Annotated in this window: 14 protein-coding genes; 12 read left to right on the forward strand and 2 right to left on the reverse strand. The window is 55.7% G+C overall.

The features are described from left to right. Positions 1–21 precede the first annotated feature (21 nt). Both K239x_RS19955 and K239x_RS19960 read left to right on the forward strand, forming a co-directional pair. Positions 22–1,443 carry a DUF1552 domain-containing protein gene (locus K239x_RS19955; protein ID WP_145419961.1) on the forward strand — a complete coding sequence of 474 codons (1,422 nt, stop codon included), beginning with the start codon at positions 22–24 and terminating at the stop codon, positions 1,441–1,443. A gap of 121 nt (positions 1,444–1,564) precedes the next feature. Next, positions 1,565–3,526 carry a RecQ family ATP-dependent DNA helicase gene (locus tag K239x_RS19960; protein ID WP_419189194.1) on the forward strand — a complete coding sequence of 654 codons (1,962 nt, stop codon included), beginning with the start codon at positions 1,565–1,567 and terminating at the stop codon, positions 3,524–3,526. A 13-nt stretch (positions 3,527–3,539) separates the two neighbouring features. On the opposite strand, the gene K239x_RS28850 is transcribed toward K239x_RS19960, so the two are convergent. Next, positions 3,540–6,092, reverse strand: a complete 2,553-nt coding sequence (locus K239x_RS28850; protein ID WP_419189195.1) for a hypothetical protein — start codon at positions 6,090–6,092, stop codon at positions 3,540–3,542. 485 nt (positions 6,093–6,577) lie between these two features. Between K239x_RS28850 and K239x_RS19975 the strand changes: the two genes are divergently transcribed. From K239x_RS19975 to K239x_RS20010, 8 genes are all read left to right on the forward strand, one after another. Further along, complete coding sequence (locus K239x_RS19975) at positions 6,578–9,268, forward strand: tetratricopeptide repeat protein (protein WP_145419963.1); 2,691 nt, start codon at positions 6,578–6,580, stop codon at positions 9,266–9,268. Then, complete coding sequence (locus tag K239x_RS19980) at positions 9,265–10,131, forward strand: DUF4159 domain-containing protein (protein ID WP_145419965.1); 867 nt, start codon at positions 9,265–9,267, stop codon at positions 10,129–10,131. Before K239x_RS19975 ends, K239x_RS19980 begins: the two co-directional genes overlap by 4 nt. An 88-nt stretch (positions 10,132–10,219) precedes the next feature. Beyond that, on the forward strand, positions 10,220–11,209 hold the full coding sequence (locus K239x_RS19985) for an AAA family ATPase (RefSeq protein WP_145422467.1): 990 nt from the start codon (positions 10,220–10,222) through the stop codon (positions 11,207–11,209). 13 nt (positions 11,210–11,222) lie between these two features. Next, positions 11,223–12,221: a DUF58 domain-containing protein gene (locus K239x_RS19990; protein ID WP_145419967.1), complete on the forward strand. Its 999-nt coding sequence runs from the start codon at positions 11,223–11,225 to the stop codon at positions 12,219–12,221. Further along, positions 12,218–14,386, forward strand: coding sequence for a BatA domain-containing protein (locus tag K239x_RS19995; RefSeq protein WP_145419969.1), 2,169 nt, complete (start codon positions 12,218–12,220; stop codon positions 14,384–14,386). The genes K239x_RS19990 and K239x_RS19995 overlap by 4 nt, the downstream gene beginning before the upstream one ends. Positions 14,387–14,477: 91 nt before the next feature. After that, entirely contained in the window at positions 14,478–18,305 is a 3,828-nt protein-coding gene (locus K239x_RS20000) for a hypothetical protein (protein ID WP_419189196.1), read from the forward strand. Continuing rightward, the gene (locus K239x_RS20005) at positions 18,302–20,734 is read left to right on the forward strand and encodes an Ig-like domain-containing protein (RefSeq protein ID WP_419189197.1); all 2,433 of its coding nucleotides are present in this window, start codon (positions 18,302–18,304) and stop codon (positions 20,732–20,734) included. The genes K239x_RS20000 and K239x_RS20005 overlap by 4 nt, the downstream gene beginning before the upstream one ends. Continuing rightward, entirely contained in the window at positions 20,731–21,753 is a 1,023-nt protein-coding gene (locus tag K239x_RS20010; protein ID WP_145419973.1) for a hypothetical protein, read from the forward strand. The genes K239x_RS20005 and K239x_RS20010 overlap by 4 nt, the downstream gene beginning before the upstream one ends. A 17-nt stretch (positions 21,754–21,770) precedes the next feature. Here the strand turns inward: K239x_RS20010 and K239x_RS20015 are convergent, their stop codons facing one another. Further along, positions 21,771–22,547 (reverse strand): ankyrin repeat domain-containing protein, encoded by a 777-nt coding sequence (locus tag K239x_RS20015; protein ID WP_145419975.1) that lies wholly within the window; start codon positions 22,545–22,547, stop codon positions 21,771–21,773. A gap of 84 nt (positions 22,548–22,631) precedes the next feature. Here K239x_RS20015 and K239x_RS20020 point away from each other — a divergent pair, with 84 nt between their 5' ends. Continuing rightward, positions 22,632–23,954 (forward strand): acyltransferase family protein, encoded by a 1,323-nt coding sequence (locus K239x_RS20020; protein WP_145419977.1) that lies wholly within the window; start codon positions 22,632–22,634, stop codon positions 23,952–23,954. Positions 23,955–24,066: 112 nt separating this feature from the next. Next, the gene (locus K239x_RS20025) at positions 24,067–25,116 is read left to right on the forward strand and encodes a DUF4261 domain-containing protein (protein ID WP_145419979.1); all 1,050 of its coding nucleotides are present in this window, start codon (positions 24,067–24,069) and stop codon (positions 25,114–25,116) included. Positions 25,117–25,123: the final 7 nt, after the last annotated feature.

Here is a 25,123-nt window from a genome sequence, read left to right on the forward strand (position 1 = left end):
CATTCAAACGACATCAAAGCCATGACCAAACCACACCTCAAGATCGATCGACGCAGTCTCCTTCGCGGCACCGGTGTTTCGATGGCGCTACCGTGGATGAACGCGATGGCGGGCAAAGCATCGGGCGAGCAAACGAAATCCGATCACGGCACAAGCGAGCCGAGCAATCGCTTGGACAAACCGCCCGTGCGCACGGCGTTTCTTTTCATGCCTAATGGCGTGAATCCAAAAAACTGGACGCCCGAGCAAAAAGAGGACAGCGAACAATTCGAGCTGTCACCGATGCTGAGCCCCTTGTCGGATGTCAGAGACGAAGTCCTGCTGCTGGAGAATCTGTATCACCCTGACGTCAACATGCGAAACGGTCACTGGCCCAAAGTCCCGGCGTTTCTTTCGGGTGGCCACGTTTTGCGCACATCCGGCCGCGACTTAAATACCGGTGGCGTTTCGGCGGACCAGTTCATGGCCAGCCGAATTGGCAACCAAACGTCCTTACCAAGCTTGGAACTCGGCGTCGATTCACCCTACACGGGAGTTGATAACGTCGGCGGCGGTTTTACTCGCGTCTACGGTTCGCACATCGCGTGGCGAGACCCCAGCACACCGGTGGCCAAAGAGATCATCCCGCAATTGGCATTCGACCGACTCTTTCGTGGCGAAAACACTGGGCCGGCCCTTTCCGGGTTGGATCCCAAACACCGCAAAGTGGTCCAATCCCTGCGGCGTGACGACACCAGCGTCTTGGATTTGGTTCGTGAAGACGCCAAGGACTTGGAACGTCGGCTCGGTCACGAAGACAGCACCAAACTGGATGAATACCTTGAATCAGTACGCAGTATCGAACGTCGAATCGAATCGTCGATGAAACCCCACAAGCGTTGGATCAACGAAGACCGATTTGACCTCCCCCGTCCCGAACCTGGCATTCCGCAGCAACACATCGATCATGTCCGCTTGATGATGGACATCATGGTGCTCGCGTTTTGGACGGACACAACACGCATCTCAACCTTCATGATGGGCAATGCTCAAACCGGACGTAATTTTTCGTTCATCGACGGCGTAAAATCGTCGTTCCACGGCATCTCTCACCACCGCAACGAACCGGAGCGTTTGGCTGAATTTGAGAAGATCGGCACATGGCATGTCGCACAAGTCGCTTACTTGATCGACCGCATGCGGGGACTGAGCGAAGGCGATTCAACGCTCCTGGACAATTCCATGGTTTTCTTTGGAACCACCATTCGCGACGGAAACAAACACGACATCGAAGATCTCCCTCTGTTTTTGGCAGGACGCGGCGGCGGAACCATCCGCACGGGCCGCCGGTTGACCGCGCCCAAGAAAACGCATCTTTGCAATCTCTATCGTGCCATGATGGAGCGAATGGGCGTCGAAACCGAGACTTTTGGCACCAGCAACGGCATCGTTGATTTGTCGTAACGGCTCTCGCACCTCACGCCGCAATTTCAAAACCTTGACGTTCGTCCTGCCACCGCTAGATTGCTAGTCCACTTCCCTCTGAAGTGAATGACGTTCAAGGATACGAATCACGGGGCGAACAATGGCTTCTTCGAATGCATCAAGTGATGCCAAAAGCGACGCGGCAGCGTTGATGGATCAAGCTCAAACATTGCTTCGTGAACAGTTCGGACTGGCGGATTTTCGCGAAGGGCAACGCGACGTCATCAGTCGCCTACTCAACGACAAGAACACCGCGGCGGTCTTTCCCACCGGAGGCGGCAAAAGTCTCTGCTACCAATTGCCCAGCCAACTCTTTGACGGCACCACGGTGGTTGTGTCGCCCTTGATTGCCCTGATGAAAGACCAATGCGACGCGTTGGCCGAACGAGGCATCGCCGCGGCGCGACTGGATTCGACTTTGAGTAGCGATGAATTTCGAGCCGCCATGAAAGGCATTCGCGATGGTTCGATCAAAATGCTCTACGTTTCGCCCGAGCGATTTTTCAACGAGCGTTTCCTGGCGTCCATTGGTTCGCTGAACGTTTCGCTGTTCGCGATCGACGAAGCCCATTGCATTAGCCAGTGGGGACATAACTTTCGTCCGGACTATTTGAAGCTGGCGATCTTGGCCGACAAAATCAACGCCAAACGCATCCTAGCACTCACCGCCACTGCGACTCCGTCCGTCCTGGAAGACATTCGCGACGTTTTCCAAATCGCCAAAGAGGACGCGATCCGAACTCCTTTCTATCGCCCAAACTTGCAGATTCGCAGCCGTGTACTCGACCGCACCGAACACTATTCGCAGCTGATGGCGGCTATCCGCGAACGGCCTGCGGGATGCACGTTGATCTATGTCTCGCGTCAAAAGACAGCCGAAGAAATCGCGGAGCAACTCACCAACGATGGCTTTGCCGCCACCGCTTACCACGCAGGCATGGATCCGGAGACACGCCACCGCGTGCAACAAGAATTCATCGCATCACCGAACGGAATTGTCGTGGCCACGATTGCCTTTGGAATGGGAATCGACAAGTCCGACATCCGGTACGTCTATCACTTCAACCCGCCAAAGTCGCTGGAATCGTACGCGCAAGAAATCGGCCGCGCAGGCCGCGACGGCGAAGATTCGATTTGCGAGATGTTCTTGGTGCCCGATGACCGCATCGTGCTGGAGAACTTCACATACGGCGAGACTCCCGCACGACAGGCGATCGGTAAGTTCATCGATTTACTAAGCGGACAAGCCGACCATTTTCACATTTCACACTACAAACTGTCCGCAGAAACCGACATTCGCATCTTGGTCGTCAAGACGCTTCTGACGTACCTGGAACTGGAAGGCTATCTGCAAGCAACGTCACCTCGCTACGATTCTTACAAAGTAAAACCGTTGGTTGAATCTCGGTCGATCCTGAACCAGTTCAAAGGCGAACCGCGTGAGTTCATCGCTGCAGTGCTGGGTTGCCTGACGAAGGGACGCACTTGGTTCACGCTGAACATGACGGTGGCCTGCAAACGACTTGGCGCCGAACGCGAGCGCATCGTCAAAGCCATGGATTACTTGGCCGAACGCGGCTGGGTCGAAATGAAAGTTTCCGACCTCGTTCACGGCTATCGTTGGCAAAAACGAATCGATGATCCCAAATTGCTGGGCGATGATTTGTTTGACCGAATGGCCCAGCGAGAAGCATCCGAGGTCGCACGACTGGATGACGTATTCGGCCTGGCTCAAGCCGCTCAATGCCAAGCCGACACGCTGTCGTCACACTTTGGCGACACCATGGCGGAGCCCTGCGGACGTTGCAGCAACTGCATAGGCGACGGGCCCTACGAACTGAACCAAACGTCGACTCGATCGATCGGCACGTCGGCTCGAGACGCAGTCGATGACATCACACGACGTTTTCCGGATCACTTCACGACCGCCCGTGACAGAGCACGCTTTCTGTGCGGGTTGTCATCCCCCGCTTTCGTTCGCGCCCGAATCACCCGCGAAGGCAGCTACGGCGTGTGCGATGGGATTCCGTTTGCCGATGTCGTGCGACAACTCGAACAATGATCCTCAGCGGCAGCTAGTTTTTGTATTCCACTTTGCGGTTCGCGCCTCGATCTTTCGCGGTGTCGCGAATCTTTTGCTGGCTCTCTTTCAAACGTTTGGGCCAACTAAAGGCTGGCGACTTCGTCGGATCGTAGCCGGCCAGGTGCCCCGTCAAACGCTGGCCTGGTTTGGTGTAAACGAGCTCTGTTGTGCCAAACACCTCCTCGCAAATCGCAGCCAAACCTGGGTCGTACTCCTTCAGTTCGACACGAGTGTCAACGTGATTGTGGTCATGGTCTGGTTGACGATTGTTGTCAAACCATGACTGCACGCCTTCCGCAAAATATTCCGAGTGGTTCGTCGATGCATACTTCGTTTTCCAAAGTCCGTTTGCCATCGCTCGGTCATACGACGCTCTGAGCCGATCGTCGAACGTAGGGTCCAAATTGACCATGCCTCGCAGGTGAATGTTGTGAGCGAATTCGTGAATCAAAATATTCTCGGTCGAATACGGATCGCCGCTGAACGCCAGCAGGTTTTCCTCGCCGCAGGAACACACCGGTTCGTCACGCGAACCACCCAAGCCACGCGCCCGTGCATCCCAGTAATCCTTGGGCTTCAAGTGCGAATGCTCGGGGATGTCCGTCGTAAATTCGTCGTGCGCCATCACGATCAATCGCGAACCGCTGTCGACCATCGCGCGGCGCACATCCGGACGACTTGCCAACATCATGTCGACCAAATGGGCAGCTTCCTTAAGCGCGTAGTCATTCACCCTGGCAGAACCAACGATGGGGTATCCGCTGGCATCGACGTACTTTGTGTAAAACGGATCGAGCTTTAGTTCTGCGGGAGGTTCCGCCACGCTGTACTGGCCATCAACGGCCAACTCCTGCCGAGTCACGATCGGAACGTACCCCGCCTCCAATCCCTTGGGTGGAGCGACAATCAACGCGGCATCGATGTCGGCAAGCTGGCCGATCTTTGGGGCCGGCAGATAGTCACGCTCCTTGGTCCAACTGGCGTGCAACTTCTGAACACGCATCTGAAGTGCTTCACGCTCCGCATCGGTCAGATCAGCATTCAGCAGGGCCGGTTGATCGGCAAAACGGTACCAAAAATATGTCACTTTACTACCGTCACCGGGATACGCGTAAAAAGGGCCCGCCACAGGACCGGGCGTTTTCCAGCAACTCTCCGGTTCGTCCGGAGTCACGTAAGGTTCTGTGGGCGTGTGCTCCGGAGCCGAGAACCGATGTTCTAGCAGTCCGGTTTCCGCTGGGATGTCTTTGGCGTCGACCACAACCCATTGGGGCTTTCCTTTCTTTCCTGTCGACAAGCGAAAGTACTCCGGTAGCGTCACCAATTTCGCGTCGGCGTCATGCTTGACAAGTTCATCATTCCAGCTGAAACCGAACGTGTGAGAATCGATCGCGATCGGCGTCGCAAAAGAAGTCCAATCCAACGGAATCTTATCGTCGCGTTTGGTTCCAGGCGGATAGATTTTCCAAGTTGCGCCGCCGCGACCGGGAAACTGATGAACGACTGCCTGTGAAGAGTCAATCTTACCCGAAACCACTTCGCCGCCCGCAAACCAAGACTCAACGCGATCCCATAACGCCTGCTTCTTGTAGGACGTCACTCGGTGAACCACTGCAGAATTACCATCGTCCTTGCGAGGAAACGATGTCGGTGCAACCCGAGCATACGTAACGCCCGCGCTGTCGGTCGCCTGAACGCTGGGGACGTACTGCGTTTCCATCTGCAACGCGCGATTAGGATTCGACGGTCGTGTATCTAAAAACAACTCCGCGACACCAGGGTCTTTTAAACTAGGACGCGTCCAAAAATACGGCGTAAAGAAAGCGGCCGGGCCCTTGAAATTTCCGGAGTTCAAAAACAAGGTCCAACTCTGGTTGCCGGTCGGCACGTCTTGCCCCGCCGTGGTCGCCTTGGGTTCGGTCAGCGGGAGCGGCAAGTACCCGTAACCAAACAGTTCGCCGGAGGTGCCTTGCTTTAGGTTGACTCCGTCGGGCGGCCACAACAGCCACGGACTCAACTGCGCGACACCGTACTTCCCCTGAGGCTTGTCCCAATTTCGCCCTTTGCCAGCACCAGGCCCGTTGGCCCACGCACTAAAACTGCGTGCGACACCGCCCATGATGAACTTGGGAGTCTCGGTTGCAAACCGCGTGTCGCGCCACCACCCCAGCCCGCCTTCGATGTCTGAGTACAGCTTGTCCTCCTTGGATCTGGGAGTGTCATATTGAGCGTGCATCCACGTCCCAAACAAACCTGTTTGAAAACGTCGGCCAGGGTACTCGCTTAGCAACGGCCACGCAGCGACGTACATCGAAAACCCAGCGTCATATTCTTTGGGCATTTTGTCGTTAGGCACAAGCAAGTAGCCAGCCATTTCGCTAGGCTCAACCACATTGCCGGCAGCTACCGACTGCTCCACCGGCCCATCTGAGACCGGCCCGCCTGTTTCCGGTCCGCCTGTCTCCAGCTCGTCTGCCATCGCATGATGCGTGGACAGCAAAAAGAGGATGCCAGCACAGAACAAATGAAAAGATCGGTTCAGCATCAAGATTCTCAACAAGTTTGCGGACTGGTTTGCGCGCTGCACGCCAGAGGGAATCTAACAGACTCGCTCCAAGTCGTGCCGCCCTGGCGACGAATGTCCGGTCGCTAGCGAGCTAGGTCCGCCGGAGTTGGCTGCGCGATATGACGTTATCTCGTTTTGATGTCGCGTCCCGCTCCATTGAGCAATGGTTCCGCAAAGAAAGGGTTCCGCAAAGAAAGAGATTGTTTTTGGACTTTCTGCCTGGTTTTGCAAGAACTTTTCTGCCAGCCGGTGGTTGTTGGCAAACCCGCTGGAATTGGCAAACAGATTTACCGTGACCAACATCCTCGTTCGCCTCCGCAGTAGAATTGTGAGAACTAAACTGAATTCACTTTGCCGGGAGTCTTCCGCTGTTGTCGTCCCCGTTCCTCTGTCGCCCGCGACAAACGTCTCCGCTTCTTCAACAAACGACTCGGTTCGCGGGGATCGCGCTGCTTGTATTTTGCATGGCCGGCTTGTGCGGAACGATCGCAAGTGCAGCCGAATACACTAGCACTCGCTCCCTGTTTCTTGCCGGCAAATACGAAGACGCGGAGAAACTTGCGGGTGAAGAAGTAGAACGTGGAATCTGGAACGAGCGGTGGCCTCGACTGTTGATTCGATGCCAATTGGAACAAGGCAAATATGCCGAAGCGTTGGCGACGTATGACGCCGCGATCAAGCGTTACCCGACCAGCCTGACATTGCGAATGCTGGGCTTGGACGTGATTCGGCGAAACAACTTGATTGATCGATCTCGCGAAGAGTACGCAAAAATCCTACAGCTGCTTCAGGGATCAGCTGCCCGATTCGCCAGTCGCGACAACTTGATCGCCGCCGGTCGTTACTTTGAAACCAAGGGCGAAGACGCGAGACAAATCTTGCGACTCTTTTACGACCGAGTTCGTGACGCGGACCCCAATTTTTTGGAAGCGTACATCGCAACCGCCGAACTTGCCCTGACCAAGGGTGATTTCAAAGTGGCCGCCGAAACACTTCAAGCCGCCGAACGCATCGACGCCAGCGATCCCCGCACCGCTTACTTGCTCGCTCGCGCTTTTGAGTCCTCCGATTCGCAGCGATCCAAAGAATCGCTTCAGCGGGCACTCAAACTGAACCCCAATCATTCGCTCAGTTTGTTGATGCTGGCCGAAAACATGATCGACGCTGAAGCTTACGACGACGCGGACGCAATGATCGATTCGATGTTGAAGATCAATCCAAAATCGTCCCAAGCAATCGCATTGCAAGCCGTACTGGCTCACCTGCGAGGCGACTACGAAGCAGAAAAACAATTTCGCGACAAAGCTCTGGAATCCTGGAGCCGCGATCCGGAAGTCGATCACCGTATTGGGCGGATGCTGTCGCAGAAATACCGATTTACCGAAGGCGCGGAGTATCAACGAAAGGCGTTGACGTTTTCCCCCAAACATGTCGGAGCCAGTTTTCAGTTGGCTCAGGACTTATTGCGTTTGGGCGACGAAGACATTGGCTGGCAACTTGCCCAATCCGTGGCCGACGAAGACGAATACAACGTGGTTGCGCACAACTTGATCACTCTGCATGATCGCATCAAACAGTTCAGCACCATCGACGCCAACGAGATTTATGTTCGCATGGATCCGCGTGAATCGGCAATTTACGGCGCCGATGTTTTGGAATTACTGAGCGAAGCGAGGGAACAACTTTGCGAGAAATACGACGTGGTGCCCGGTGGGCCGGTCGTCGTCGAAATTTTTCCGGAGCAAAAGGATTTTGCGATCCGCACGTTTGGACTTCCAGGTGGTGCAGGATTCTTGGGCGTCTGTTTTGGGCGCGTGATCACAGCGAATAGTCCGGTGTCTCAGGGCGAACGTCCTGCCAATTGGAAGAGTGTTTTGTGGCACGAATTTTGTCACGTGGTCACGCTAGAGAAAACCAAGAACCGTATGCCGCGATGGCTTAGCGAAGGCATTTCGGTTTACGAAGAATGTCAACGCGACGCGTCTTGGGGCGAATCAATGACGCCGGCTTATCGCGAGATGCTGCTGAGCGAAGACTTGACGCCAGTCAGCAAACTGAGCGGAGCATTTCTTAGCCCACCGTCCCCGATCCACCTACAGTTTGCATACTACGAATCATCACTGGTGGTTGAATTTCTGATCGAAGAACACGGCTTGGACAAACTCAAACTGGTGCTCGTTGACTTGGGCGGCGGCCTGCCGATCAACGACGCGTTGGCTCGGCACATGGGATCGCTCAATCGACTGGACAGTCAGTTTGACCAATACGCGAAAAAAATTGCTGCGGACTTTGGTGCCAAGGCGGACTGGTCGCGAGACGCCTTCCCCGAAAAGCCGACTTACGAACAACTGCAGGCTTGGGTCGACGCAAACCCCGACAATTTCTGGGGACGACAAACGCTAGCCACGATGTTACTTCGCCGCAAAGATTTTGCCGCCGCCAAAACGCACCTCGAACATTTGGTTTCGCTGGAAACCACCACGGGAGCGACCGGCGGCGTTCTGGAAATGCTGGCGAGCGTTTATCGACTGCTTGATGAAGACGAAAACGAAAAGGCGACGCTTGAAAAAATCGTTGGACTCTCCAGCAACGCGCTTCCCGCTCTGCGGCGACTGGTCGAAATCTCGACCAAGGCCAGCGATTGGCAAGCAGTAGATCGTTACGGAAAAAACATCTTGTCCATCAATCCGATGTTGCCACTGGGACAGCAGGCGTTTTCACGAGCAGCCGAGGAGCTGGAGCAACCTGAAAACGCTGTTCGTGCGTTGGAGGCGATGCAGCAGATGGAGCCGATCGACCCGGCTGGATTGAATTACCGTTTGGCCAATGCCCTGCACAATCTAGGACAATCGGACAAAGCAAAGAAACACGTCCTCGCGGCACTTGAGGAAGCCCCCCGGTACCGTGACGCTCATCGGCTGCTATTGAAAATCGTCGAAGACGCCAGCACAGCCGCTGAAGCTGAACCCGATGCAAAGCCAGATGCAATCAACGACGCGAGCGAAAAGCCACAAGACGAAAAGCCACAACACATCGACGCCCCGCAGAAATCGAGTGAACCACCGGCGCCGGATGATTCGCAAGCTGCCCGCGATCAAGCTGCCCGCGATCAAGCTGCCCGCGATCAAGCTTCCCGCGCTGAGGTCCAAGAATGAGGCTCTTACGTATCTTCACGGCCAAACCGCCTCGGGCTTGGGTTTTGGCGATCCTATTCTGCTTTGTTTGCGGCGGTGCTTTCGCACAGCGTCGCGGATGGTGGCGAAATCGTGACATCAGCGAAGACCGACGCGGGGTCCCCAAGTGGGACGTCAAGGAAGGTTTTCCCGGAGACTTGTTTACGTTCGCTCGGATTCGCTACGAATCTTGGGGTGGGCGTGGCGGCGGTGGCGGCTGGGCGACGGATTACCCCGACAGTGATTTGAATTTTTCACTGCGGCTGCAACAGCTCACTTCCCTGAAAGTTAATCCGGATCCGGTCGTCATCGAACTGACCGACCCCAAACTGTTTGACTACCCCTTCATCTACATCATCGAACCGGGCAGCTTGGTATTTAACGATGATGAAGTCGCTGCGCTTCGCAGGTATTGCCTGAACGGAGGTTTTTTGATGGTCGACGATTTCTGGGGCGATTCACAATACGAAAACATGCGACACGAACTCAAACGCGTCTTTCCCGATCGCGATCCGTTTGAAGTCCCCTTGGAGCACGAGATTTTTCACAATGTCTACCAGATGAAAGAGAAACCGCAGGTGCCGGCCATCAACGCTGCACGGCGTGGTTTCAATGGCGAAGTCGGTTCGTACGAACGGTCTCGCGACGGAAGTGACACTAGCGTGGCGCACTACCGGGCGATCACCGACGACAAAGGCCGCATCATGGTTTTCATTTGCCACAACACGGACCTGGGTGACGGCTGGGAACGCGAAGGCGAAGACCAATGGTACTTTGAAGAATTTTCAGTCAAGAAGGCCTACCCCATGGGCATCAACATCGTGACGTATGCAATGACCCACTAGCGTTCAACTTTGAATTCGCAACCAGTCGCTGCCAACCCAACCCCCTTCCATCACACACCAACCTTTGCTGCCCATGTCTAACGAAACCATGTCCGTCGAAGAAGAAGCTCGCGCGGTTGAGCAGATTCGTGAAGGACGCGATAAAATCTACCAAGAGCTTTCCAAAGTCATCGTCGGTCAGCACGAAGTCATCGAACAGCTGCTGATCAGTTTGATGGCCGGCGGTCACTGTTTGATCACCGGGGCACCGGGCTTGGCAAAGACGCTTTTGGTCAGCAGTGTGTCGAAAATCTTCCACCTCAATTTTCAACGTATCCAGTTTACGCCCGACTTGATGCCAGCCGACATCACCGGCACAGAAATCTTAGAAGAAGCCGGTGACGGAAAACGAACGATGGCGTTCGTCAAAGGCCCCGTGTTTGCCAATGTAATCCTGGCCGACGAGATCAACCGAACGCCACCGAAAACGCAAGCAGCTCTCCTAGAAGCAATGCAGGAGCACCAGGTCACCGCGGCCGGTCGACGCTACGAACTGGAGGAACCCTTTTTCGTTTTGGCGACGCAGAACCCGATTGAGATGGAAGGCACGTATCCGTTGCCGGAAGCCCAGCTGGATCGATTCATGTTCAACGTCCTAATCGATTACTTGCCGCCCAAAGACGAACTGGAGGTCGTAATGAAAACAACCTCAACGCGATCGGAACCCATCGAGGCGCAGTTTACCGGCGAAGACGTTTTGCGGTTCCACGAAGCGGTCCGCAAAGTCCCCGTCGCTGAAGAAGTTGGTGCGTTTGCCGTCAAACTGGTAGGTGCGACTCGGCCAGGACGCGAAGGCACGCCGGAGTTTATCAACCAATGGGTTAGCTGGGGCGCAGGTCTCCGCGCCGCGCAAACGCTTGTCCTAGGCGGCAAAGCCAGAGCACTCCTCAACGGCAACGCTCACGTCAGCATGGACGACATCAAAGCCCTGGCCCATCCAACACTTCGTCACCGCGTGCTGCTCAGCTACAAGGCGGAAGCCGAAGGCATCACGATCGAAGATGTCGTGGACCGCTTGTTGACCGAAGTATCTAACTAACCGAGCCCGCCCAATGCCCACTTCAGGCGACCAATCCGCAGGCCGACGGAATCCTGATGACAGGAAACCCAACGCAAACGTTGATTCGACATCCATCATGCGAATCAAGAATCTGCAGTTGCGCGCCAAGATGATCGTGCACGGTTTTTACAACGGCCTGCACCGAAGCCCCATCCACGGATCATCGGTCGAATTCAGCGAATACCGACCGTATAGCGTCGGCGACGATTTGCGAGGCTTAGACTGGAAACGTTATGCACGAAGCGATCGTTACTTCATCAAAAAGTTCGAGGACGAAACGAACCGACGCTGCTATTTGGTCGTCGACCAGAGCAAATCGATGGGCTACGGTTCCTTGGAATATACCAAGATCGAGTACGCGCGAACCATCGCTGCAACGATCGCACATTTCCTGATGCTGCAACGCGACAATGTTGGGCTGCTAACGTTTGACGAAGAAATCGGCGACTACATCAGTGCTCAAACACGCGTGGGTCACTTTCATCACCTGCTCGTTGCGCTCTCGCGACCACTCCAAGGCAAGGGCACCGACATTGATGCGCCGCTGCGCCAGATCGCTGGATTGATTCGTCGACGCGGGTTGGTGATTTTGATTTCCGATTTGCTGACGTCTATCCAAACGTTGCAAACAAATTTGGCCTACCTGCGATCGCGGGGGCACGAAGTCGTGATCCTACGTGTTTTGGACCCGGCCGAATTTGATTTTCAAATCGACAAGCCCAGCATGGTGCTGGACGTGGAATCTGGTCGCGAAATCTACATTGACCCCGACGCCGCCCGACAAGATTACCAAACCAAATTCAACGAACATCGCCAGCAACTCGGCGACGTTTGCGATTCACTGGGTGTGGATCACTACGAAATATCCACCGACGATTCGATGGACGACGCCTTGTTTCATATCGTCGATGCCCAGTCGCGACGCGGAAAGTCGACCGCCCGTGGCGGCATGCTGGTCGGCGCAGCCAAAGCAGCGGGAGGCCAACCATGAGCGTCCTGGCTCCGTTGTATCTCCTGGGTGGACTTGCCGTTGCACTGCCAATCCTCTTCCACTTGATTCGTCGTCGGCCTACTGGCGCCGTCGAATTCAGTTCCTTGATGTTCTTGCAACCAACGTCGCCACGTTTGACTCGCCGCAGTCGGCTGGAAAACTGGCCGCTCTTGTTGTTGCGTGCTTTGGCTCTGCTGTTGCTTGCTGCCGCGTTTGCGCGTCCATTTTTGCGCCAAACCGAATCATCCAGTGACGAAACGATTGGCCAACGCTTGGTCATCTTGCTTGATACTAGCGCGAGCATGCAAAGGCCAGAACTTTGGGAAGCAGCGACGACCGACGCGACCAACGTCATCAACCAGCTTTCGCCCAAAGACCAATTGGCAGTAGTGGTTTTTGACAACCAACCCCGAATCGCTCTTAGCTTCGAACAATGTGCGGAGCTTGATGCCGACCAACGAAAGACCGCCGCATTAGCCGCAGTTCGCGATAGTTCGCCAACGTGGAAAGCGACCGACATGGGTCGAGCGATCAGCTACGCTGCCGATATCGTGTCACAGTACGAAACAGACGATGCCGCCAAACAATCCGACGACGACAATTCCACGGCCAGGGTCGTGGGCGAATCAAGTTTGGTGCTGATCAGCGACATGCAACAAGGCAGCCAGATCGAAAGCTTGCAGCAATATTCTTGGCCCAAGAAACTAAGTCTCGAGATTCATCGGGTTGGTGTTCAGCAACCTTCCAATGCTGCCGTGTCGCTGCTGCCCGAGACACATTCTGACCATGACGCCGATCGTATTCGGGTTCGTGTTAGCAATGCTGCGAACAGCGAAAAATCACGCTTCAGCGTCGCCTTCGCGGGAGGTCATCCGTCGAACGACAACCTGGAACTCCCCGTGCAAGTTCCGCCCGGCGAGAGTCGAGTGGTGCGAATGCCGCTGCCAAGCAAGTCGGTGACTTCACTGGTACTGCGGGGTGACGACCAAGCATTCGACAATCAACGGTTCCTGGTCAGTCACGAACCGGAACCCCTGACGCTGCTGTTCGTCGGGTCATCGAATGACAAAGGCGACGATCACCGGCAGGAATCGCCTGCAAGAGAGAGCTTGCTGTATTACCTCAAGCGGGTGCCGCTGAGTAATTCGCGAGGCGAAGTAACCGTGACCCCCGTCGCTCCCGAAAAGCTGACGGTTGTCCCTGAACCAATCTCGACGCCTTTGATCGTAGTGGCCGACCCAATCTCGACCGATGTCGCGGATCGGTTGAAACAGTATGTAGCCCAAGGCGGCCGGGTCCTGTTTGTTTTGCCCCAACCAAGCGACAGCGATTCAGGTGACAACGAGTTGCAAACTGCGATTCGGACCGTCGCCAACAGCGATGATGATTCGATGACGATCACCGAATCGAAAGTAAAAGACTATGTGATGCTGTCGGGAATTGATTTCGCCCATCCCGTTTTCAAACCGATGGCCGATCCGCAGTTCAATGACTTTACGAAAGTTCGTTTTTGGTCGCACCGAACGATCGCAAACATTCCCGCTGACTGGTCGGTGCTGGCCAGTTTCGATGACGGCGATCCTGCCTTGCTGGAATCTCAAAACGACAAAGGTCGCGTTTGGGTCCTGACCGCTGGTTGGCAACCCTCATCCAGCCAGCTCGCTCTGTCCACAAAATTCCTGCCCCTCGTGTTCAGTTTCTTTGGACGCACGGTCGGCCAAGCAAATGAATTCGCGACGACCGTCGTGGGCGAAGCACCGCCGTACAGCCCCACTGATTCGGCAACCATCACGGCCCCCAGCGGCATCGCGTTTGACTACTCCCAAAGCGAAGACGCCGATCAGATCGATCAACCTGGCGTCTACACTTATCAAGACGAAGTGGAAAAAACGTTTGCCGTGAACCTTGCTTCTTCGGAATCCAACACGACTCCGCTGGATGACGAGGCCTTTGAGCGTTTCGGCGTCAAATTGGGAAAGCCTCTCTCGCCAGCCCAAACTGACGCAGCGAAACGACAGTTGCGTGACATCGAACTTGAAAAGCAACAGAAGGTCTGGCAGTGGCTTCTGATGACCGCACTCGTTCTGCTTGCAGCCGAAACCCTTTGGGGCGGATTGATCAGTCGAGGCTCGTCACCGGGAACGACCGAAAAGGTTTCGCCATGAACCGCCTGCATCCCATCAAAGCCTGTGTCCGTCTTACGATTCAAAACCCTGCCTGCGATTTCCAAGTCAACGAAAATTTAGGTCAACGATCATGTATCAATCGCTCTTAGATCGCATGCGTCCGGTCACGCGACGTTTTCGAGCCTATCGATTTTGGTGGCTTGTTTCGCTGCTGGCGATCGTATTCGCGTTTCTGGCTTTCACGGCCATCGATTCCGCTCACAGCGGAGAAGTCGACGGGCGCAGCGCGGCGATCGGTTTTGGACTGGCCGCGTTGGCGTCGATCATCGTCACTGGCATCGCCAATTACATCTCATTTCGCAATCCACGCAAGATTGCCGAGCAGATCGAACAGCGATTCCCCGATCTGAACCAGCGGCTCTTTACTGCCTTGGATCAAGGCGACGAAGCGAACGGTAACGCTAGCAGCCCGGTTTCAATGGGTTACTTGCAGCAGCGAGTCATTCGCGAAGCTCGTGATCACTCCCGCCAGTTTGATTGGGCGCAGACGCTTTCGGGATCCAAACTGTGGTGCAGCCGGCTGTCTGGTTTCATCGCCACCGGAGCCTTGGTCAGCGTGCTCGGCGTACTGTGGTCGGCCAAACCATCTTTGGAATCCGTCAACGAACTTACTTCGGACACTGCCGCCAACACAAACGTCATCGTCGAACCTGGCAATACCGAGATCGAACGAGGGACCAGTCTGGCGATCACCGCACGCTTTCCCGACGCCACCATCGGCGAAGCTCAGTTGATCTGCGAAAACGAAGACGGCAGCGAACGACGGATCACAATGAAGCAGAATTTGTCGGATCCCGTCGTCGGCGGATTTCTGGCGTCGGTCGACGGCAAGTTTACCTACCGGGTCGAAACGGAAGATTGGACCAGCGAGTCTTACACGATCGACGTGTTCGAATTCCCGTCGCTGGTCCGAAGTGATGCGGGACTGGATTTCCCAGACTACACCCAACTGCCAGACAAGACGATCGAAGACACTGTGCGAGTTTCCGCGGTCGAAGGCACCAAAGTCAAATGGCTGTGCTTTCTGAACAAAGAGGTCGGCTCAGGGTCGTTGATTGGCAAGGAAGGCGAACGCATCGAACTGAAACCCGACTCAGAACATCCCGGGGCTCTATCGACGCAGTTTGACCTGCACGAAACGAAGCGTTTCACTTTGGAATTGGTCGATGCAGAAGGACGCAAAAACAAGTATCCGCCCGAATTGATCGCAAAGGTGATTCCAAACACACCACCCAAACTGAAACTGGCCAACGCCAAAGACGCCAGTGTGTCGCCGCTGGAAGAGCTGCCTTTGGGCGTCGAAGTGCGAGACGATTTCGGGGTCGCCCAGGTCGGGCTCTCTTACACGTTCGCGTCGCAACCAGCGACCGACATCGTTCTGAAAGAGAACATCGCCCGAGGCGACAAGCAGAAACTGGTGCACTTGATCGCGTTGGAAGAATTGGATGCTAAACCCGACCAACTGCTGGCATATCACTTTTGGGCGGAAGACATTGGCCCCGACGGAAACGCGCGGCGCACCGAAAGCGACATGTTCTTTGCCGAAGTCCGGCACTTCGAGGAGATCTTTCGTGAAGGCGAGCCGCCACCGTCCGGACCACCATCGCCTCCCCAAAGCCCGAAAGGCCAGGAAGCCGAAAAGCTTGCTGAGTTACAAAAAGAAATCATCAATGCAACTTGGACGGTGATACGAACCGAACGAGCCAAAGAGGTTTCCGATCAGTTCCCAGCCAATGGAGCTCTGCTTGCCGAATCACAAACCGGCGCCCTCAGCCAACTTCAGGAACTGGCCGCAGAACTTAGCGACGTAGAATCCAAGGCGCACGTCGATAAAATCGCCCAAGACATGGAGAACGCGATCAGCAGACTCAACGCTGCCATCACCAACAACTCGGCCGCTGGACTGCCGCAAGCGATGGCGGCCGAGCAGTCGGCTTATGCGGGTTTGTTGAAACTACGTGCACGTGAGTTCCAAATCACGCGTCAACATCAGAAACAAAGCCAGAGCCAATCGAGTGCGGCGCAACGACGGCAAAAACAACTGGACGATCTGGAATTGGAGCAGGAAGAAAATCGTTACGAAACCCAACAGCAGGCCCAGGCCGACAGCCCCGAAGAACAGCAGCAACGGGAGACCCGCCAAGTTCTCAACCGGCTTCGTGAACTGGCGCGTCGACAGGAAGACCTAAACAAACAGTTGGCCGAATTGCAATCCGCTCTGGAGCAAGCCCAATCCAAAACGGAACGCGAAGAGATCGAACGACAGCTCAAACGGCTGAGAGAGCAACAGCAGGATTTACTTCGCGAAACGGACGAATTGTCCGAACGGATGAAGTCCCCCGAGAATGCCGAAACGATGAGCGAAGAAAGCGAACAGCTAGATCAAACTCGCGAGAATGTCCGCAAAGCCACCGAAGCATTGGAGCAAAACGACGCTTCCAAAGCGTTGACCGCAGGCAAACGTGCCGAGCGGGAGTTTGAGGAGATGCGAGACGATTTCCGCAAGAAGGCCGCTGGCGAATTCAATGACACGGTACGTCAGCTTCGCAGCGATGCTCAAGAGCTGGATGACAATCAAGAACAGATCGGAGAACAACTCAAGCAGATCGAAGGCCAGCAAGCGTCTCCGGGGCTACGCAGCGAAAACAATCGCCGCGAAGTCGAAGAGCGACTTAAAGAGCAACGCGAGAGGCTATCGGATCTTCTGGAGCAAATGCAACAGACGGTGCAGGAGGCCGAGGAAGCGGAACCACTGTTGGCTCAAAAACTGTACGACTCGTTTCGCAAAACTCAACAACGCCAGATCGATCGCAAACTAAGCGATACGTCCGAACTGCTGCGACGCGGCTTTGATGAAGAAGCTCGCAAATTTGAACAGCCGGCTCGCGCAGGCATCACGGAACTAAAAGACGAATTGGAAGACGCCGCCGAAGCTGTCTTAGGCGATGAATCCGAGGCGTTGCGAAGAGCACTGGGTGAACTGGATCAATTGAGCCGCGACTTGGATGATGAAATCCAGCAATCGGATCCGCAAGCCAATCGCGGTTCATCGGCTGCCTCCGACGACGAGCAATCTGAAAGCCAACGGGGCCAGGAGCAATCCAAACGAGACGCCAGCCAACGTGAATCTGGCCAACGTGAACCCGGCCAAAGTGAACCTGGCGAGAGCGCCCCCCAACAGGGACAACTCAGTGACCAGCAACCGGAGCAAGCACAGCAGCCTGGTACAGCACAGCAGCCTGGTACAGCACAGCAGCCTGGCGGCAAGCCGCAAGAAGGCGAACCACAAGCAGGAAAGGGACAACCTGACGGGACAGGCACCGGGGAAACTCCAGGGCAACGTCCGGGCGAAGGCGGCGGTGAAAACTCCGATAAAAATTCTGGCCAGGGTGAACCACAACAACCTTCCCAATCACAGCAAGCTTCCAATCAACCAAATCCAAACGGACCACCGTCTCAACAACCTCCGGGTGAATCTGACCAGCCTGGCCAGCGGCCTGGCAGACGTCAGCAGACTGGCGGCTTGAGTCGTTTTGCAGCTGATAGTCCCTCGGCGAACCCGCTGACCGGAGAAGGGTTTCGGGATTGGTCGGATCGCCTGCGTGATGTCGAAGAGATGGTCGACGACCAAGACTTGCGTTCGCGGGCCGCACGGATTCGCGATCGTGCACGCGACGTAAGGATCGATGTAAAACGCAATTCCGAAAGTCCACAATGGCGACTGGTCGAAGAAATGATCGCCCAACCACTTCGCGAACTTCGCCGTGACGTGCAAGAAGAGCTTATTCGCCGATCGGCTGAAAAGAACTCCCTCGTGCCGATCGATCGCGACCCCGTGCCGGAGCAGTTTTCCGATGCGGTTCAAAAGTACTACGAGAGTCTCGGGAGCGGACGTTGAACATCTACGCCGCTAATCCCAAAATCCTGATCGCTCAATCAGACCTGCCTTCTGGCGAACTCCTTTGGGGTGCGCCGACTTGGTTGCTGCCTACGGCAGTGATTGGAGCTGTCGTGGCAGCATTGGTAGTCTGGAATTACTCACAGCGCGGGATCGTCGCTCCGGTGCGACTGTTTGCGACGTTGCTAAAGCTGGCGGCAATCGGACTGATTGCCCTTTGTCTGCTGCAACCAATGCGCAGTGGCACAAGACCGCGTCCGCAAGCCAATGTGATGCCAATCCTGATTGACAACAGTCAGAGCATGCAGCTTAAAACAACGGACGCCGTTCAGTCGCGCGGCGACCGGGCCCGAACTCTTTTGGACGAAACATCTGATTGGCGAGTGCGACTGGCACAAGCCTTTGACGTGCGCACGTACGGATTCGATGCAAGACTGGAGAACATCGCTTCGAACGAGACGTTGGAGATGGATGGCAATGTTTCTTCGCTCACAGGAAGCTTAACCGCACTGGCACAGCGGTTCGCCGATCGCCCCGTGGGCGGCACGATTCTGTTTACCGACGGAAACCTGACCGATTCACCGTCCGCTGATTTTGACTGGTCGTCATTAGGGTTTCCGGTGTATCCGGTGCTCCCTGCTGATGACGCGCCGGTGCGAGATTTGCGAATCGCGGACATCAGCACGCGGCAGACCGACTTTGAATCCGCACCGATCACATTGCGTATCAAAATCGACGCGGTCGCGATGGGATCCGCACCAGCTATCGTTCAACTGCGCGACCAATCGTCCGGCAGATTGATTCAGGAGCAGTCCGTCCCCGACCAGTTGTCGACCGAACCGCAGCAAGTCACGTTTCGGTTTCGCCCCGAGCAATCTGGAATTCAGTTTTACCGCGTAATCGTATTTACCGAAGACGATCGAGCGACGATGGAAGACGCCGCTTCGGATCTGGCCCGCGCTGAAACTCGCGAAGCAACCTTGGCAAACAATCAGCGTCTCGTCACAGTCGACCGGACCTCCGGCCCCTACCGAATCCTGTATCTCGCTGGACGCCCCAACTGGGAGTTTAAGTTCATTCGCCGGGCACTTCAGGAAGACGCCGAAGTCCAGCTTGTCGGCCTGCTTCGTATCGCCGACAAGGAACCCAAATTCAGCTTTCGCGATCAAGGCGTCAGCAGCACTAATCCGCTTTTCCAGGGACTCGGCGACGAAGAGGAAGACGCGGCCCAGCAGTACGACCAGCAAGTCATCATTCGGCTGGGCGTGCAAGAATCCGAGGAGTTGAGCGAAGGTTTCCCTGAGTCTCCCGAGGAGCTTTTCGCTTATCACGGTCTGATTCTTGACGACATCGAACCCGAATTTTTCACCCAGGATCAATTGCTCTTGATACGCCGGTTCGTCGCAGCACGCGGTGGCGGTCTCCTGATGCTGGGTGGTCAAGAATCGTTTGCGGGAAAATCCTTTGCCGACAGTCCGCTTGGCGAATTGTCTCCCGTCTACGCCGCCCGCAGCGTCGATCTCACTTCGCCGCGAGAGGGCCAATCATTCAAAATGCAGCTCACACGCGAAGGCCTGCTGCAACCATGGGCCAGGCTCCGCGAAACGGAATCAGCAGAGCTTGGACGCTTGGCAGAAATGCCCGCCTTTACGACCATCAATCCCGTCGGCGAAATCAAACCCGGTGCTTCACAATTAGCCGTCGCAAAATCCGCGGACGGCGAAACGGTACCTGCCCTGCTGGCTCAGCGTTTCGGCAAAGGCCGATCAGCGGCGATTCCGATTGGCGACCTCTGGCGATGGTCCATGCGTCGCGACGACACCCAACGCGACGATCCGGCCCAGGCGTGGCGGCAACTGATGCACTACTTAGTCAATGAAGTGCCTCGACGAGCCGAGATCAAAGTTCGCAGCGCGGCGGACCCCAACCAGCCGGTTACGATTGTTGCGACCGCACGCGATGAAGACTATTTGCCGCTGGACAACGCGAATGTGCAGTTCACGATCGACCCGCCCGACGGCGAACCGTTTACGATCAAAGCCGAACCGGACGACCAAACACCGGGGCAGTATTTGACAACTTACTGGTCCCGAGAACCCGGTGCCTACCGCGTAACAGCATCGATCACGCAAGCTGACGGCAATGACGTGGGCGAAGCGGCGTCAGGCTGGACGGCTCAATCCAATGCGGCAGAGTTTCGGCAACTGCAACTCAACCGCGACCTGTTAAAACGGATTGCTGATCAAACTGGTGGCGAAATCATTGCCGAAGACCGCCTGTCCGCATTTGTGACCGACCTTCCCAATCGCAAAGTCCCTGTGACGGAGACGTGGATCTATCCGATTTGGCACCGGCCGTGGGTGATGTTTCTGGCAATGCTGTGCTTGTGTGCTGAATGGGGAATCCGACGACTGAGAGGCTTGGCATGAATCGACAGCTGATTTTACCGACGGTCCTTGCGACATTGGCACTCGCGATGGGCCAATCCAATCTCACACGCGGCGAAACCACGATTCCTGATGACGAAACACCTGAGATCATTGTCGTGATCGGCGCCGAAGGCGCTCCTGAATTCGGCGAGCAATTCGGCAAATGGGGAACAACATGGAAGCAAATCGCTGACAAAACAGGTGCCAAGTTCACCACTGTGGGGCGAACTGCTTTGACAAAGAAGACCGATCGCGAAACGCTCCAAGCCGCTTTGCGTGAAATCCCACCGACGAGGACAGCGGCAACTTGGATCATTTTGATTGGTCACGGGACCTACTCGCGGCAAGCTGCCAAATTTAACCTTCGCGGCCCTGATGTGTCCGCTCAAGATTTGGCCGAATGGCTACAACCGATTCAGTCGCCGTTGGTGATCGTCAACACAGCGTCGTCCAGCGCCCCCTTTATCAACCGGCTCTCGGGCAAGAATCGAGTGGTGGTGACGGCCACCAAAAGTGGAACGCAGTACAACTTTGCTCGATTCGGAAAGTTCTTTGCTAACGCCATCGCATCGATCGAATCCGACCTGGACCACGACGATGAAGTGTCGGTTCAGGAAGCCTTTCTTCGGGCCAGCAATGACGTCGAGGAGTTCTACAAATCCGAAAACCGCATCGCGACCGAAAACGCGCTGATCGATGACAACGCTGATTCGCGTGGAACGCCGGCCAAGATGTTTCGCGGAGTAAGGCCGATCGCCAAAGCAAAGGACGGCTCGCCGCTGGACGGGAACTACGCTGCCCGAATCACTCTGTCGCCCAGCGGCAACGCGTGGACGCTTGCAGCTGATGAACGCAAACAACGCGACGAACTAGAGCATCAACTGGAAGTGATTCGCAGCCAGAAAGAAACGCTCGATCAATCGGAATATCAAACCGCGATCGAACCGGTAATGATCCAACTGGCAAAGATCTACCAAGCTGCCGAGGAACGCGCCGCTTCGGAAACGAAACCGCAATAACCCAAGAGTGCAAACGACTATTTTTTTGCGTCGTGTTTTTCGAGCAGGTCGATGACAGCCTTGTGGTTGTTTTTTCGTGCAAACAAAAGTGCGTCTTCGCCATCGATATCTTTCGCCGCCGTGTCGGCTCCCGCCGCAAGCAATAGCTTGACGACTTCGGCTTGTCCTTCCGCAGCGGCAAACATGAGTGCCGTAAATCCTTCATCGCCATCGGCTACGTCGACTTCCGCTTTGGCGGCAAGCAACTCTTTGACAGTCGTTGCGTTATCGGCCGTCGATGCATACATCAGAGCCGTGCGCCCGATCGCGTCACGATGATTGACTTCCGCGCCGCGGCCAAGCAGCAGTTTCACGATCGCGGTGTGCCCATTGTACGACGCCAACTGCAAAGCGATCCGTCCATCCGCTCCCTTCGCATTAACACCGGTCCCCGAATCAAGTGCCGATCGAACTACCTCCATCTTGCCATTCATCGCCGCGTCACGAAAAGCATCGTCGCTGTATTGCGGAGTCGCTGGTGCCGATTCCACCATTTCGGACTTGGCAGAATCTGTTTCCGGCGGTGACTTCTGCTCGTCGGAAAGATCCGCACCCGAATCCGCGGCCTTGTCAGCGACGGGCTCTTGGGACACGACTTTCGCAGCCACAGGCTCATCCGACACGGGCTTTGCTTCGTCGATGACGTCCGATCCGCAACCGCTGGCGAGCGTGACCATGAACGAAACAGCGAACAGACGGACGACTTTTTTTGATTGGATCATTTTCATGCGGGCCAGCTTAGCGGATGTCAGCATTGATGAGATGGGGTGAATGCTGGCAATAGCCCGATTCAGTGCTTGGGCTTCCGCTGATTTACCTTGATTTGGTATTTGGCAGGCATGAACGCGCCGTCTCACCGTCTGCCGTCCCTCCGCCTGCACAGCAGCGACGCCGCCTCTTCGGCCGGCAAGCTGGATTTGCCGGGCCTCAACACGGTCCGCGCGGTTGCCGCCCTAGGGGTCGTCATGCTGCACGCGGGAGTGCCTTACTTGCAACACCCCATGCCGGGTTTGCAGTGGTCCGTTCGCGACACGACCAGTGCCCCCGTGGATTATCTTTTCTGGGCGATCGAAATTTTTATCATGCCTGTTTTCTTGCTACTGGCAGGATTCTTGGCTTGGCAAACCCTCGCTCGCAAAGGCCACATTCCACTGCTACGCAGCCGAGCAAAAAGGCTGCTCGTGCCACTGCTTTTTGGAATGCTGGTGGTGCTTCCAATTGATCTGTACATCTGGGTCGCCGGTTGGATTTCCGATGGTTTGGTTTCGCCCGTCAAGCTGAAGAGCCTGAAGTTTGACGGCTCGATTGGCCAAAACATTTGGGGCCTCAGCCATCTTTGGTTTTTGCTGTATCTGTTTTTGTACGTCGCCGTCACGGCCTTCATTGTTCAGCTCACCCACAAATCGAAACGACTATTTTGGTTCACAAACCGTCTGGCCTCGTCCGGCTACGGTTTGACCGCGATGGTTTTATTCGCGGTAGGTGCACTGACGCTTACATTTCGGCCCGAAGTGGTTTGGGGGTTTCAGCACGCGTTTGCGCCGGTACCGAGCAAATGGATCTACAGCGGAACCTTCTTTGCCGGAGGCATGTTGCTGGCCGTCGCCGATCCAGCCATGAATCAGCTCAAGCAACACACCGCTCGCATCGTGCCACTTGCAGTACTGTTTCTAGCCGCCGCCGTGGTGTTAGGACGCTGGCAATTGGGCACTGAAATGCGAGCTGCCGCGGGAGACGTAATTGATTCGCCGCAGTCAGCCGAAAACCTCCTGGCAGCCGTCACGCTGGCATTGGTGACGACGATGAGCGCCTGGCTGGTGTCACTGTCCCTGGTCGGAATCGCAGTCTTGACAGTTCGCCGAAACAGTTTGTTGATGCAGTACTTGGCAGCCGCGTCCTTTTGGGTGTACTTGGTGCATCATCCTCTGCTGGGGCTAACCCACATCGATCTAAAATGGCTGTTGCCGGGCACGTCCCCTCTTCTGAAGATGGGCCTAGCGTTCTCCGTCAGCACCGCGGTGTCCCTGGCGACCTACGAAGCCTTCATTCGAAAAACCTCCTTAGGTCGAATGCTTGGTTTTGCTTGGGCAGGACCAAGCCAACCGGCAGTGAAACCACCGCTTGACCAAACGATAGCCGACGACCAACAGATGGCAGCGTGATCGAGCGGATTGACGCAACTGGTGGGCCCGAAACCCTTGCCCTCGTCGATTCAGGCTCGCTGAGCTAAAACGGTGCCTGATTCAACCGCAGTTTTTTAGTCGTAGTAGCAGCATGGCCAAAGGTCTTTTCACTCAGGGAATGTGCATCCTCTTGGAGGAGCCGATTTCGATCGCCGAGCTAGAAGACTGCCTCAAGGACTTTCAAGTCGTTGGCAGGCATGAATCGATCGAAGACGACGATTCGCCCGAAACACTGGTATTGAGCTACCGCCCCGAAGTCAAAGGGCATCTCTTGGTGACTCCGTCGACGGCGGTTTGGCCCGATGACATGGGTGATCCCGATGAGTCGCCCGAACTCTTTGTGGCTTGGTCGCTCGGCCAATTCGGACCGCTCGCGTTTCCTGGTTGCCTGGACCGCGCGACCGAACAGTCATGGGGTTGGGAAAAGGGTGCTGATATCGCCCAAGGTCACACCGCGCACGTTCGATTCTTGATCAGCTACGTCCTCGGCGGCGAAGAAGACGACGACGACCAAGATGTGCCGTTGGTTCCAGACGACTACGATCCCATGGACGAAATGAAATTCCTGACCAAAGCAGTCTCTGCGGTTTTGGAATTGCCCAAGGCGATCTGTTATTTCAACCCAGGTGGTGAAGTCCTGCGAGACGAAAACGGTCTACGATCGGGCCTGAATTACGCTTGGAACCACGACCTTCCGCCGCTGGACATGTGGACCAACGTTCGATTGTTCCGCGCAAGCGATTCCTGGGCATTGATGGACACGGTCGGCAATGGGCAACTGGACTTGCCCGATCTAGAGGCGATCTACGACAGCGAAAAATACGAACCCGCCGATGTCGAACGTTTCTTGCGGAACGCGTCGCTGTACATGCTGAACACAAACGAAGATGTCGACGAAGGCGACACCGCCGACGGTCCCGGTGACATCACCTGGACTGCCATGGAATGCGACGAAGCACTTTCGGACCCACCGCGTCCGACCATCCGCTGGATGCCCGATGACGGCAGTGATCCCCCAGAAGATCTACTGGACCGTGGTGACATCATCGACGATCTGGACGACATCGATTTCGACGGTGAAGATGATGACGACGAGGCGAGCGATTTAGATGACCCACTGGCCGATTTGGACGACGCCTAGCCAAGTC

The organism is Stieleria marina (genome assembly GCA_007741555.1).
Classification (GTDB): Bacteria; Planctomycetota; Planctomycetia; order Pirellulales; family Pirellulaceae; genus K23-9.